Here is a 12,830-nt window from a genome sequence, read left to right on the forward strand (position 1 = left end):
GTCAGGCTCCTGCGCTTTCCGTCTCGCTGGTGTTGTCCGCCGACTGCATGAGCTTGAAGATCACGAATTCGGCCGGTTTCACAGGTGCGATGCCTATCAGCGTGACCACTTGGCCGGCGTCGCGAACCTCCGGAGGGTTTGTTTCCTCATCGCATTTGACGAAGAACGCCTGTTGAGGAGTAGTCCCGAGCAATGCTCCATCCCGCCAGACGTTGGTCAGGAATGCTCCGATGTCGCGCCGGATCGACTTCCATAAGGTGTGGTCGTTGGGCTCGAACACCACCCAGCGTGTGCCATCCGCCACGGATTCCTTGATCATGTTGGTCAGCCGTCGGACGTTCACGTAGCGGTATTCGCTCGCCTCGGGCGCCTTGGTCCGGGCACCCCAAATCCGGATTCCCTCGCCCGGGAAATAGCGGATGCAATTAACGCCGGCCGGGTTGAGGACCTCTTGCTCTCCGCGGCTCACGCGCCGCGCAAGGTCGATTGCTCCTTGAATGGGCTCGTTGGCGGGCGCCTTATGGACGCCACGGGTGGCGTCAACGCGCGCCCACACGCCCGCAATATGGCCCGACGGCGGTTGTGTCACCTTTTTGCCGGAAACGGGGTCGATCATCACGATCCACGGGTAATACAGCGCGGTGTAGCCGCCAGGGGATTGCGGGGCACCGAGGTCCTCCTGATCTGTGGCGTCCTCAGCTGAGTCCCTTGCGTCTTCAGCGTCCGGCGTCGTGTCCTCATCAGAAGACGTGTCTTCGTCCGAAGACGAAGCACCTTCAGGAACTCCCGACGTCGCAGCCCGGGTAAGTGCCCCGACGTCGTCCACTTTCTCAACCGTGTCCATAATCGCCATCCGGTCCTGGCGAAGCGGGTGTTCAACGTGTGCTTGCAGTGCCGCGTAAGATTCCGCATCCGCATAGCCGGGCGCGGCCACCATGGAGATGTCGTCCACGGCCTCAAACAGGGTGAGCCCGGTGGGCTTCGCGGCGGTCCCCGTGAGGCTGCCGTCCTTGCCGATGTTCACCACATAACAACGGCTTCCTCCGTTGGAGAAGAAGCCGTATACAGCGTTCGAAAGCGGTGTACCCGCTGTCGCGTTGCCAACGTATTGATCCACGAACTGTGTCCAGTTGTCCAAGACCCGGAGCTCGTCAACCAACGCGTCCCCGTTAGGGGCGAGGCCGACGAACCCGGCGATGCTCGTGTTGACCTGCCCTATGGCGCGTGCGCCGCTGGGTACTTCCTGTACATAAACGCCTGGCGCCTGATAGTTCGCCATGATGTGCCCCTCTTCTGCCCGTTAAACGGGTGCTAGGTCCACCGGATGATGACCGGCAGGCTGCTGGTGCTGGCCGAGACTTCCCTTTCGGTTCCGTGGACAGCCACGGCAAAATGCTGGAGTTCATCCGTCGAGGCCAGGACCTCAAAGTGGCCGGTGGCATCGCTAACCACGGCCGTGGCGGAGGAATGGGCGTGAATATAGGCGTCGGGGATGCCTTTGTTGTGGACGTCCACCAAGCGTCCGTGGATTCGGCGGGCAACACCCGTCTTGGCGATGAGTGGCTCCAGGACTGGCGGTCCTGAGGGTTCTTCGAAGCGCAGGGCAACAGGGATGCGGACCAGGAAGCCCAACCCTTGCCGGATGGCGCCGGAGTATTCTTCCGGGCGGAATTCACCCGTAGACACCACTGAGTATTGGCTGTGACGTTCCACGGCCAGCAGCAGCTTTTCCATGGTGTCGAGCTGCCCGGGGCCGTGGCATTCCACCGCCACCCGGAGTTCAAGGTCCAGGACGGGTCCGTCGCGCCGTGACCTGCCCACGCGGTTCAAGGTGACGGCATGAACGGTAACGGGAGCGTCCGGTGGGGGTACACCTGCAACTGGGGAGCCGTCGTCGAAGCGCACATGCTCGGGAGAGATGGCGTCGGAAAGTACCCCCAGAAGGTCGGTCAACGACGAACGCACATAGCCCACGGCAGAACCCAGAACTCGAAAGGTGACCACTAATGCAACTGGGATCAGGGTACTCCCGCTGATGCCCGTAGTCACTGGGTCCGGGGGATAATTCCATTCGATTGGCAGCAGTTCTTGGTCAACCGGACTGCCCGAGGCTGACGACGAGGTTGATCGCCACTGCGACCACGAAGGTCCCAAAGAAGTAGGAGAGCAAAGCGTGCCCCAGGGCGATCCTGCGGGAGGGGGTGGATGACTGGTTCACGTTGCTCGCGTTGTATGACATCCCTATGGAGAATGCTGCGTAGGCGAAGTCGCTGTACGACGGGTCTTCGTCCTGGTTGAAGCGGAAACGATGGTGGTAGTACATCCGAGCGTATTTGAACGCGTAGACAGTGTTGACCAGAGCCCAGGCGATCACCACGCCCAGAGCCGCCAGAAGCGCCGCGGCCACACCGATAGGGTCCTTCTCCTGGCTGCGGATCAAGGCAAAGACCACCGCCACGAGACTGATGAATGTCGCGCCGATGATCAGGGAGTCAACGAGCCCTCGAGACTTACCCTCGTGGCTGGCGAGTTCACCCGTGGCCTCTGGACCAGCGGGCCACGCCTTAGTCCACGCCCAGACCAGGAAGACGCAGCCGGCGACAGCCCATCCGATCAAGGGCGCGAGTTCGGGAGCGCCGAGCAACGCCGCAACGAGCGCGATAACCAGACCGATGGCGGTCGAGACTAGAGCCTTGAGATCCATATGCGACATTGAAGAAGTTGCCCTCCACCTTGGCGGCTCGCTTCCCCCGATTCTACGTACAGATAATGCCCCTCAAACACCCTCAGAAGGGCATTATCTGTACACAACACTAGGCGAGGCCGGGGACGCCGTCGTTGATGGTAAACGACTTCTTGGTGCTGACCGGTGCACCCGGCGTGGTGACGTAGTCCAACACGCGGAAGTCCGCAGTCATGGCGTCCTTGGTGATGCGCGTGTTCACGTAGCCGCGGTTGTCGTTGTAGAACTTCAGATGCGGGTTCCAGGCCATGGTGGCGTCGGTGGTGGATCCGGTGCCATCGCCCGTGGATGTAATGGACGAGCACACCAGTTCCGAGCCGACCACAGCTGCCGCCGGGTCCTTGTAGTCCACCTTGAGTTCGGTGGCCCAGTGGCGGTGAACGTCGCCGGTAAGTACGACGGCGTTGCGCACCTTGGCGTCCACCCAACCTTGGGTGATTCGGCGGCGGGAGGCGGCGTAACCGTCCCAGCCATCCATGGAGACATCGTCGACCTCCGGCGCCTTGTCGCGGTCCCGTTCGGCGAAGAAGACCTGCTGGCCCAGAATGTCCCACCGCTGGGTGGAGTTCCTGAAGCCGTCCAGCAGCCACTTCTCCTGCTCGGCACCGGTAATGCTGCGGTTTTCGTCCAAACGCTCGACGATGTTCTTCCGCCAGCCGTCACCAGCGAGCTGATCGTCCCGGTACTGGCGTGTATCCATCATGTGGAAGTTGGCCAGCTGGCCCCACTGGATAGTCCGGTAGATCTTCATGTCGAATCCAGCCGGAACCGAGGACGCTCGCAGCGGCATGTTCTCGTAGTACGCCTGGAACGCTGCAGAGCGACGCTGACGGAAATGCTCCGTGGTGTCGTTGAGCTGAGCCGCGTCATTGTTCTCGGGGATTTCGTCCGCCCAGTTGTTGTCCACCTCGTGGTCGTCCCACACCACCAGCCACGGCGCGATTGCGTGCGCGGCCTGCAGATCGGCGTCGGACTTGTACTGGGCGTGCCGCTGGCGGTAGCCCGCAAGGCTGACGGTTTCCGGGCCCTCATGATCGCGCGGGTTCCCGCCGCCGATCACGTAGCTGTCCTTTTTGTACTCGTACAGGTAGTCGCCCAGGTGGAGCACCAGGTCCGGATGGTCCTCAGCCAGGTGCTTGTATGCCGTGAAGTAGCCGTGCTCGTACTGGGCGCAGCTGGCGAACGCCATGGCCAGTGCCGCCGGGGTTTCACCGGGCGCCGGGCTTGTGAGCGTTCGTCCCACTTCGCTCACTTGCCGCCCGGTACGGAAACGGTAGAAGTACTCCCGGCCCGGCCGGAGGCCCTTGAGTTCGACGTGCACTGAGTGGGCGGTTTCGATCCTGGCATGTTCAACGCCGCGGGCTACTACCCGGCGCATTGCGGGGTCTTCGGCGACTTCCCAGGCAACGGCGACGTTGCGTGAGGGCATGCCGCCCAGGCCATCCTCGGCCACGGGGTTCACTGCCAGGCGGGTCCAGATGACGAAGCCGTTGGGCCACGGTTCGCCCGACGCGATGCCAAGCGTGAAGGGATCGGCGCGGAGACCGGTGTCGTCCGCTGTTGAAATTGCTGCGGCGGTACCAGCGACGGCGGTACTGGGCAGGGCGGCGACGAGTCCTGCCCCGAGGCCGGCTGAGATGAGGGACCGGCGGGAGATGTTTTCCATAAAGCTGAGCCTAGGAAGCCCGGGTTGACTGATTTCAAGAGGGGTGTGAATGAGCGGTTAATTGTGTGACAAAAGGTGTTACCTCTTTCTGAAGCGCTGCCTGTCCCGGTGAGGGCTCGTCTATGCTCAGTTCATGACTAAGGGGGAGAGCCCTAAGCGGCCCGGTGCGGTGACGTTCTCTGTGGTGCTGATGTACATCGGTGGCATCGCGCAGATCCTTCTGGGAATCCTGACCATCTTCCTTCGCTACACACCGGAAGCCCAGTCCGGCGGCATTGCCCTGCCCATCACCTTGCTCGGTGCAGGCATGATCCTGTTCGGTCTGTTGGTGATCGGGCTGGCCTCCGGAGTAGCGCGGGGGAGTGAGGCTGCCCGCCGTGGCGCAACAGCGGTCATGCTGCTTGGCTTGGCCTTTGCGGTGCTGGATCTCATCCTTGCCGCAGACAATGATTGGTCGGCTGTTATTTCCCAGTCCATCGCCACGGTAGCCGTAGTGGTGCCGCTGTGGGTCGGGCGCGGACGCCGCTATTTCGAGACGCGGTGACGCAGCGCTTCCTGGGCATCCCGGTACGCCACCCGTCGGTGGACAAAGCGGACGACCTCGATCAGTGCGATGCAAGCCACGGACGTTCCGAGGACGAGTAGTGCTGTAGGAAACGAGGGATCGGTGAACTGTAGGAAGTCGCGGGCTATGGGCACCGAGTAGACCAGGACGAGCCCGATCATCATCGCCCCGATGACCAGGCCCTTGAAGCGGGTGACCGGACGTGAGAGCACCACCAGGATCCAGATGCCGATAATCGTCAGAATGAGGGTGGACCCCGTCCTGATCTCGGCTTCCGGAATTTGCAGGTTCGCCGCGAGACGGGCGTAGGAGGCGAGCCCCAAGGTCACGGATACGCCCGCTGGTACGGCAAACGTGAGTGACCGCCGTAGGAAACCCGGTACATAGCGCTGGGCGTTGGGTAGCAATGCCAGGAAAAACGCGGGAATGCCGATGGTCAGGCCATCAGTCACGGAGAGCTGCCTGGGAAGGAACGGGAAAGGCAGCAGGAGGATGCCGAACGCGATGGCAAGGAAGGTGGCGTAGGCGGTCTTTGTCAGGAACAGCATGGAGACCCGCTCGATGTTGGCGATCACCTGCCGGCCCTCAGCAACCACGCTCGGCAGGTGGGAGAACTTGCCGTCCAACAGCACCAAACGCGCCACCGCCTTCGTGGCCGCGGCCCCCGAATTCATGGCCACGCCGATGTCAGCTTCCTTGATGGCCAGGGCATCGTTCACGCCGTCGCCAGTCATGGCCACTGTGCGGCCGGCAGCCTTCAGCGTCACGACAATCCGCTTCTTCTGGTCAGGTGTCACGCGGCCGAAGACCAGGTTGTTGTTGATGACTTCCAGGAGCTCTTGGTCATCAACCGGCAACTCACGGGCATCGAAGCCGTGGGGTGCATCCAGGCCAACTTCCCGGGCAATTGCGGCGACCGTTTGTGGGTTGTCACCGGAAATAATCCGGACATCTACATCCTGTGCTGCGAAGTAGGTGAGGGTCTCTGCGGCATCCGGGCGGATGTTCTCCTTGAAAGTCAGGAGGACCACGGGGACAGCGTCCGCGGGAACAGTCTCGTCTTCGGTAGGTGTGCCGTGGGCAAGGACCAGCGTGCGCCGGCCGGTGGCTGCCAGCTCAACGGCTTGGGTGGCAAGTTGTCGGAGCAGCGGATCGCTTGAGTCGCGGCCCGGGAACACCATTTCGGGGCCGCCCAGGATCCACATCCCGTCGTCGAAAATCACTGCGCTCCACTTGCGGGCGGACGAGAAGGGCACCCGGTCAAGTGGAATGCCGGGTGTCTCATTGAAGTGCCCGGCGAGGCTGCGGGCTGTTGCGTTGGCATCCTTCTGCACGCCGTACCAGGAGAGCACGGACTCCCAACCGGGACGGGTAGCCAGTGGGTGAGCGGCGTCGAAAACGATGTCACCTTGGGTGAGGGTGCCGGTCTTGTCGAGGCAGATGATGTCCACGCGAGCCAGCCCTTCGACGGCCGGCAGCTCCTGCACCAGGACCTGTTGACGGGCCAGCTTTACCGCCCCCACGGCGAAGGTAATGCTGGTCATCAGCACCAGCCCCAAGGGGACCATGGCGACGACGGCGGCAATAGTCGCCGTAGCCGCGTCCCGCCACGCTCCACTCGCCGAGGCTTCGGCCCAACCGCCCTGGGCAATCATCTGTGCGTTTAAAACCAGCAACGCCACGGGACCCACGAACCAAGTCACCCATTTGAGGACGCGGTCAATAGAGGAACGGAGCTCAGAGGCCACGAGCGAGAATCGTTTGGCTTCGGCAGCGAGTGAGTTGGCAAAGGAATCGGCACCTACCCGATCCACCACCGCCGAGCCTTCACCGGCCACCACAACGGAGCCGGACAACACGCGGTCACCGTCTTCCTTTTCAACGGCGTCGGATTCGCCCGTCAACATGGATTCATCCACTTGGAGTCCACGTGAGCCGGTCACCACTCCGTCGGCGGGCACCTGATCGCCGGCCCTCAGGACAAGGGTGTCGTCCAGGACCACGTCATCCAGGGCGATCTCTGCCTCTGAGCCTTCGCGCCTCACCCGGGCGTGCGGCGCGTTCAGGAGCGCTAAACGGTCCAATGCCCGCTTTGCCCGGTACTCCTGGACGCTGCCGATTACCGCGTTAGCGACGGCACTGAAGCCGAAGAGCGCGTCCTGCCAGCGGCCAATCGCGAACAGGACAATGAAGCAGGCCAGGATGATGCCGTTGAACAGGGTCAGCACGTTGGCTCGGACGATGCTCCACACACTGCGGCTGGTGTCCTGAACAAAGGCGTTGCTTTGCCCCGCGGCCACTCTCTCCGCCACCTCGGCAGTGCTCAATCCCTGCACCGATGACCCTACGAGCCGGACGGCAGCCCCTGAAAGATCCTTCTCGTTTGGCACTCATGCCCCCGTTTGCTGAGTCGGTGGAGCGATGGGACTGAGTATGCCAGCCGCGGGGCTTTATGTCGCCGTCGTGGATGTTTGGCCGTAAAGGCGAGGTCCTTCGCGTGGAGCCTGTGGAGGAGTGGTTCGCCGCGGGACAGGCGGTGTGCTTCCGGGGATTCGCAACCGCTTGGCCGAATCCACTTGTCCAACAAGCTGTTGGACAAGTGAGTGGCATGGCCGGACACAATTGTGCAGCAAGCCGTTGCACAATGGCTTTGTACCGTTTATTGCCTTCACGACCCGGCCGGTCCGCATCCACGTCGTCATCCTAGCCCGCCAGCTCCGCCGCCGGGCTAGGATGACGCGCAAACGTAGAGATTTCATACGGCGCGGAGGGCAAGCGATGGACCAGTCGGCAGCACCTGACTCCGGGTATGCGCCAGTCAGCGGACTTCAGATGTACTACGAACTGTACGGTTCCGGTGGCACACCCTTGCTGCTCCTGCACGGCGGACTGTTCGACATCGACCAGCAGTTCGGCGCACTCATCCCGGCGCTGTCAGCGGAGCGCCGGGTAATCGCCACGACGGACCTGGCCTCGGACGTCGTTGGTCTTCTGGAGCACCTGGACGTCGGCGAGGTTGACGTCTTGGGCTTCAGCGTTGGCGGGGCCGTTGCACTGCATCTCGCGATCAAACACCCCGAGCTCATCCGGAAGCTCATCGTTTCGTCTGTGTCATTCAACCCCGACGGCGATCGCGGTGGAAACGCTGAGACTGTCTCGGAAATGACCGTGGACATGATCGTCGGCACTCCCATGGAGCAGCGGTATATGGAGGTCTCTCCGCACCCTGACCACGAGCATCTCCAGGGACTCTTGACCAAGCTCGGCGGTTACGATGCCGGTTCAAAGGGATGGACGGACGACGAGATCCGCGGCATTCAGGCCCCCACCTTGATCACCGTAGGGGACTGCGACATGGTCAAGCTTGAGCACGCAGTTCGGTTCCTGCAGTTGCGAGGAGGGGACGTGAACGGTGATTTTGAGGGCGTTCCGGCATCGCAGCTGGCAGTGTTCCCCGGACCCACACACTTCTTCGGTTTGGCCCGGACCAGCCTCGTCTTGGATGTGGTGACGACATTCCTTGATGCGCCACCGCCATCGGGGTGGCAGGACCAGTAGCCTCTCAAGCTCCCTGGCCCAGTCCCCGGAATCGCCGCCGTCCGCCGTCTTCACGTGGCCTGCCGTGCAGCGCCGCGCCACCACGCCACGGTGGCCACGGCAGCTTCAGGCAGGGGAGTGGGTTCAAGCCCGAGCAACCTCTGGCTTTCAGATGAGTCCATTACGAAGGGACGCTCGAACTGGTACAGCATCTCAGCCAGTTCACGCATGTCGGTTGAGAAGACACCCGCTACCCGCAAAATCCAGCCGGGCACTGCGCTCACTTTCGGGGTGACCACCCCAGCAGCGCCTGCGTAGGCCGCCGCAACTTCGCGCTGAGTCATTGGGGAGCCGGTGGGCGCGTGCAGCACGCTATTCCAAAGCTCGGGCTTCTGCGCTGCGACGATCATGGCTGCGGCCAGGTCGGGAACGTAAGTAAAGGAATGCGGCTGATCTGCACTGCCGATTACCTGGATGGGTTTGCCTGACAGGACCAGTGGAACCATCCGTTCGCCGGCATGGGCCATTTTCACACGAGGCCCAAAAAAGTCTCCTGCCACCACGCTGACGGTGTTGGCAGTGTGTGCTTCGCGTGCTTTAAGCAGTTGGGCTCGGATGCCGCGCTTGCCACTGGTAGCTTCCCGCGGGCTCACTTCCGACATGATCCGGTCCGGTTCACTGTACGGGTAATGGCTTTCGGGGAAGACGACGACGGCGCCCGCGGCTCCCGCTGCTTCCATCACCACTTGCTCGGCTTGGGGGAGTTCGGCCGCCCACACTGCTGCCCGATACGCGGAGCCGTGGATGCAATGAAAAACTGCCGTTGCTCCGGTGATGGCTTGGGTGAGCTGGCCTCGATCCGATGCATCCACCCGCATTCGCTCCACCAACGGGTGCTCCGGGCCGCTCCCGGAACGAGTCAGGACGCGCACGTGGTGACCTTGCTCCGCGAGTTGTTCGGCGACGGTGTAACCGACAGGTCCTGCTCCGGTGACGACGTACATGGTGATCCTTCTTTCGGGTTCATTGCGGTCTGTTATCCGCGAAATCTGAATCGAGAGCACTGCTCTCTAAGTCAGCTTGAGCTATCACACTCCCAAAGTCAAGAGCACTGCTCTCATATGCTGCTACCGCTCTCGCTGTGGCAAGCTGTAGTCATGACCTCAGCCCAAGCCGCCGCGGCCAAGCCCAGGGAGAAGCCACCTACTCCCCGCGAACGTGCCCGCACTCGGACCATCGCCGACATCGTTCGGATCGGCCGGGAACACTTGGCTCTCCACGGGGCCGCCGCCCTGTCCCTGCGTGCAGTCGCAAGGGATCTCGGCGTCGTTTCCTCAGCGGTATATCGCTATGTCGAGAACCGCGATGAACTCCTCACGCTCCTGCTGATTGACGGCTACAACGAGTTGGGCGACGAAGTGGACGCAGCTGTGGAAGCGCTGCCGGAGAATGACTTCGCTGGGCGGTTCATAGCGCTTGCAAAGGCTGTCCGGGTGTGGGCCATCCGTGAGCCGGCAAGCTATGCCTTGCTTTTCGGCAGCCCCGTTCCCGGCTACCAAGCTCCCGGTGAGCGCACAACCATCCCTGGAACGCGGGTCATCTACCGCCTGGTGAGCATCTTCGACGCCGCCCACCGGGCAGGTGTCCTGGACGCCGAGGCGACCCCCGGCGTCGTGATTCCACCGGCCCTGGCAAAAGACCTGGTGAGCATCCGGACGGAACTGAATCTCGCTGTGCCCGAAGCGTCACTGGCGCGGGGAGTCTTGGTGTGGACTTCCCTGTTCGGCGCGGTCAGTTTCGAGGTGTTTGGGCAGTATGGCCCAGAGACTTTCAAAGCCCGGGATGAGCTGTTCGAGCATCAGTTGGGTGTGCTGCAGGGCGTCGTGGGGCTCCAAGGCTAGGGCGCTACAGTATTCAGATGGCTCGAGGACTTGCAGACATTGGCGCGGAAGGTGTCCTTCTCGCCGGTGCGGGCCGCGCGATCCTCCTTCAGATTGCCGACCCCCGGGTTGGCCACGGAGTCGCGGACCACAGCGACTTTGCCCACCGGCCGCAGGACAGGCTCCGGGCCACGCTGACCTATGTTTACGCCGTGGTTTACGGTACCGAAGAACAGGTCGCTGCGGTGCGCCGCGCCGTCAATCGTGCCCACGCGCCGGTTCGCCGGAACGCCGACGAGGCTTCAGCTGGTTACAACGCCTTCGACGCCGATTCCCAACTGTGGGTTGTCGCCACCCTTTATGACACGGCAGTCACCGTCTACCAGCAGGTTCATGGACCGCTCGACGACGAAACCGCCGACCGCATGTACGCCGACTATGCGCGGATCGGCACGGCCCTGCAGCTTCCGCCGAACAAGTGGCCCGCTGATCGTGCCGCCTTTGCCGCGTATTGGAACGAGCACGTGGCAACGTTGCAGCCTGACGAGAAGGCCCGCAAAATCGCCCAGGACCTGCTCTACCCGGCCGCGGGGCCAGCCATAATGCGCTTGGCCATGCCACTGGCTCGCTTCCTCACTGCGGGTTTGTTGCCTGAGCACGTTCGTGAAGGTTTCGGCTTCGAGTGGGGTCCCGGTCATGCACGGCGCTTCGAGCGGACCATGCGCATACTGGGACGCGTTTACCCGCGGCTGCCGCAGCGTATCCGTCACTGGCCAAGGGATTACTACTTGAGCCAACTCAAGTCCGGCAGAATGCCCGACCATGCGTAATTTCACCTCCGTTGAGCAGTCCATTGATGACGCCGCCCACCGATATTTGGACCGGCCCCGAGCCGGCCGTATGCGCGGACGACTCACGGAGTTCGTGGTTTTTGGGCTGAAGCAAGCGTGGGCTTGCGTGTTCGGAGCGGCCTTGCTCGCGGTGATCATCGCGGCCCGCCTTTGGTACCCGGACAACGCGGGCCTCGCCCGTAACGACTTCCTCACCATCGCCGCCGTCGTTATTCAAGTATTGATGATCAGCTTCAAACTCGAGACATTGCGGGAGCTGCGGGTGATCCTGCTGTTCCACGTGGTGGGGACGGTGATGGAGTTGTTTAAGACCGACGTCGGGTCGTGGGCCTATGAGGCGGAGGGCGTCCTGCGGATCGGGGCGGTGCCCTTGTTCAGTGGGTTCATGTACGCCGCCGTTGGTTCCTATATGGTGCGTGTCTTCCGGCTGTTCGATCTCCGCTTTGATCGATACCCGCGCCGGTGGATCACCGCCCTTGTGGCTGGCGCGATCTACGTGAACTTCTTCTCGCACCACTACTTCTTCGACGCGCGCTGGGTGCTGCTGGCCGCCGTCGTGCTTGTCTACGGGCGGTGCCTCATGCACTTCAGGGTGTTCCGGCGTCGCTTCCGTATGCCGATCCTGGTGTCGTTCCTTCTGGTGGCCCTGTTCATTTGGTTCGCCGAGAACATCGGCACGTGGTCACGTGCGTGGCTGTACCCGAACCAGCTGGATGGGTGGCAGGCCGTCTCCATCGACAAGCTCCTGGCGTGGTTCCTGCTGATGATTATCTCGGTGGTACTGGTGGCCTGGGTGTACAAGCCGGAGCCGCTTGACGCTCCTGGTGTCGCGGAGACTCCTAGGCTTCGCCGCGTATCGCCTTGAGCGCCGCACGCCGCGCCTCAAGCAAGGGCTCGACGTCGGGGACTCGCCTGAGGCTCATATTTTCAGGCGCGGTTGGCTTGCGTTGCGCATCCATCACGATCCCGAAGCCGTCGAAGGTACCCGCTGCGAGCCATGAATTCGCTCCGCGCCAGAGGGTGAAATGTTCGGGGGTGCCCTCAACTGTGATGGCTATTTGCTCGCTGTGGAGGGCGTTGAAGGCCGCATCCTGCCGTTGAAGCTCCTCCAGGTTGTGCGGTATTCCGGCGGTAGCCCGCCATCGGTTCCTGGCAGTCTCGCAAGGATCCTGGTTTGTTGTGATCACGTCAACCAGAGGGCCTGTTGGCGAGAAGGCATCGCCGTGGACCACGCTGCCCTCACTTCCGTCCAGTTGCCAGGATCCCAGCATCGAGGTCCCGTCCCAGTCTTTAAGCGTGAACAGCGGGAGCAGGTGTGCACCGTCCCGGATCTCCTGTTCCATCCGGTCGCTCGTCGCCCAGAACTCGTCCGGCGGAAGGTATCCCGAGATCTCCATCGCGTCAGTCTGCCAGTTCACCGTAGGCGAAACCAGCCCCTGACCCGCGTGATTCCGCCATCTTTTCAGGGGTAAAAGGCAAACTTGAGCGCACTTCACTCAACTTTGGATTGACTTAAATCTGAGGCTGAGTACAGTTGAGTGCAGAACGCTCAACTAGCCGATTGTTGAGTGGGCTCCCGGCAGTGAAA

General features: G+C 62.4%; 12 protein-coding genes. 5 read left to right on the plus strand and 7 right to left on the minus strand.

The features are described 5' to 3' along the window. Position 1: 1 nt before the first annotated feature. The 4 genes from M1D89_RS04905 to M1D89_RS04920 form a co-directional block, all read right to left on the minus strand. Positions 2–1,279: a phage tail sheath family protein gene (locus M1D89_RS04905; RefSeq protein ID WP_498648545.1), complete on the minus strand. Its 1,278-nt coding sequence runs from the start codon at positions 1,277–1,279 to the stop codon at positions 2–4. A 32-nt stretch (positions 1,280–1,311) separates the two neighbouring features. After that, entirely contained in the window at positions 1,312–2,004 is a 693-nt protein-coding gene (locus M1D89_RS04910) for a hypothetical protein (protein ID WP_498648547.1), read from the minus strand. 88 nt (positions 2,005–2,092) lie between these two features. Beyond that, positions 2,093–2,713, minus strand: a complete 621-nt coding sequence (locus M1D89_RS04915; protein WP_498648549.1) for a DUF1345 domain-containing protein — start codon at positions 2,711–2,713, stop codon at positions 2,093–2,095. A 100-nt stretch (positions 2,714–2,813) separates the two neighbouring features. Continuing rightward, on the minus strand, positions 2,814–4,409 hold the full coding sequence (locus M1D89_RS04920) for an alkaline phosphatase D family protein (RefSeq protein WP_498648551.1): 1,596 nt from the start codon (positions 4,407–4,409) through the stop codon (positions 2,814–2,816). Positions 4,410–4,542: 133 nt separating this feature from the next. Here M1D89_RS04920 and M1D89_RS04925 point away from each other — a divergent pair, with 133 nt between their 5' ends. Continuing rightward, positions 4,543–4,953, plus strand: coding sequence for a hypothetical protein (locus M1D89_RS04925; protein ID WP_498648554.1), 411 nt, complete (start codon positions 4,543–4,545; stop codon positions 4,951–4,953). On the opposite strand, the gene M1D89_RS04930 is transcribed toward M1D89_RS04925, so the two are convergent. Next, on the minus strand, positions 4,935–7,364 hold the full coding sequence (locus tag M1D89_RS04930) for an HAD-IC family P-type ATPase (RefSeq protein WP_498648555.1): 2,430 nt from the start codon (positions 7,362–7,364) through the stop codon (positions 4,935–4,937). The genes M1D89_RS04925 and M1D89_RS04930 overlap by 19 nt on opposite strands. 388 nt (positions 7,365–7,752) lie before the next feature. Between M1D89_RS04930 and M1D89_RS04935 the strand changes: the two genes are divergently transcribed. Then, on the plus strand, positions 7,753–8,532 hold the full coding sequence (locus tag M1D89_RS04935; protein ID WP_498648557.1) for an alpha/beta fold hydrolase: 780 nt from the start codon (positions 7,753–7,755) through the stop codon (positions 8,530–8,532). A gap of 50 nt (positions 8,533–8,582) precedes the next feature. On the opposite strand, the gene M1D89_RS04940 is transcribed toward M1D89_RS04935, so the two are convergent. Next, positions 8,583–9,515 (minus strand): NAD-dependent epimerase/dehydratase family protein, encoded by a 933-nt coding sequence (locus M1D89_RS04940; protein WP_498648558.1) that lies wholly within the window; start codon positions 9,513–9,515, stop codon positions 8,583–8,585. A gap of 153 nt (positions 9,516–9,668) precedes the next feature. Between M1D89_RS04940 and M1D89_RS04945 the strand changes: the two genes are divergently transcribed. Genes M1D89_RS04945 through M1D89_RS04955 form a run of 3 tightly spaced genes read left to right on the plus strand, consistent with a single transcriptional unit; the run spans position 9,669 to position 12,107 of the window. Next, entirely contained in the window at positions 9,669–10,412 is a 744-nt protein-coding gene (locus tag M1D89_RS04945) for a TetR/AcrR family transcriptional regulator (RefSeq protein ID WP_498648560.1), read from the plus strand. A gap of 17 nt (positions 10,413–10,429) precedes the next feature. Further along, a complete protein-coding gene (locus tag M1D89_RS04950; RefSeq protein ID WP_498648563.1) occupies positions 10,430–11,221 on the plus strand; it encodes an oxygenase MpaB family protein in 792 nt (263 codons plus the stop codon). Beyond that, positions 11,214–12,107 (plus strand): DUF817 domain-containing protein, encoded by an 894-nt coding sequence (locus M1D89_RS04955; RefSeq protein WP_498648566.1) that lies wholly within the window; start codon positions 11,214–11,216, stop codon positions 12,105–12,107. Before M1D89_RS04950 ends, M1D89_RS04955 begins: the two co-directional genes overlap by 8 nt. On the opposite strand, the gene M1D89_RS04960 is transcribed toward M1D89_RS04955, so the two are convergent. After that, positions 12,082–12,639, minus strand: coding sequence for a hypothetical protein (locus tag M1D89_RS04960; protein WP_498648568.1), 558 nt, complete (start codon positions 12,637–12,639; stop codon positions 12,082–12,084). The genes M1D89_RS04955 and M1D89_RS04960 overlap by 26 nt on opposite strands. Positions 12,640–12,830: the final 191 nt, after the last annotated feature.

The organism is Arthrobacter sp. D3-18 (assembly GCF_054408525.1).

Bases quoted from the DNA above. Each gene is read 5' to 3' on its own strand.
- M1D89_RS04945 (WP_498648560.1), top strand. From the start codon at position 9,669: ATGACCTCAGCCCAAGCCGCCGCGGCCAAGCCCAGGGAGAAGCCACCT.
- M1D89_RS04915 (WP_498648549.1), bottom strand. From the start codon at position 2,713: ATGTCGCATATGGATCTCAAGGCTCTAGTCTCGACCGCCATCGGTCTG.
- M1D89_RS04905 (WP_498648545.1), bottom strand. From the start codon at position 1,279: ATGGCGAACTATCAGGCGCCAGGCGTTTATGTACAGGAAGTACCCAGC.
- M1D89_RS04955 (WP_498648566.1), top strand. From the start codon at position 11,214: ATGCGTAATTTCACCTCCGTTGAGCAGTCCATTGATGACGCCGCCCAC.
- M1D89_RS04950 (WP_498648563.1), top strand. From the start codon at position 10,430: ATGGCTCGAGGACTTGCAGACATTGGCGCGGAAGGTGTCCTTCTCGCC.
- M1D89_RS04925 (WP_498648554.1), top strand. From the start codon at position 4,543: ATGACTAAGGGGGAGAGCCCTAAGCGGCCCGGTGCGGTGACGTTCTCT.
- M1D89_RS04935 (WP_498648557.1), top strand. From the start codon at position 7,753: ATGGACCAGTCGGCAGCACCTGACTCCGGGTATGCGCCAGTCAGCGGA.
- M1D89_RS04960 (WP_498648568.1), bottom strand. From the start codon at position 12,639: ATGGAGATCTCGGGATACCTTCCGCCGGACGAGTTCTGGGCGACGAGC.
- M1D89_RS04940 (WP_498648558.1), bottom strand. From the start codon at position 9,515: ATGTACGTCGTCACCGGAGCAGGACCTGTCGGTTACACCGTCGCCGAA.
- M1D89_RS04920 (WP_498648551.1), bottom strand. From the start codon at position 4,409: ATGGAAAACATCTCCCGCCGGTCCCTCATCTCAGCCGGCCTCGGGGCA.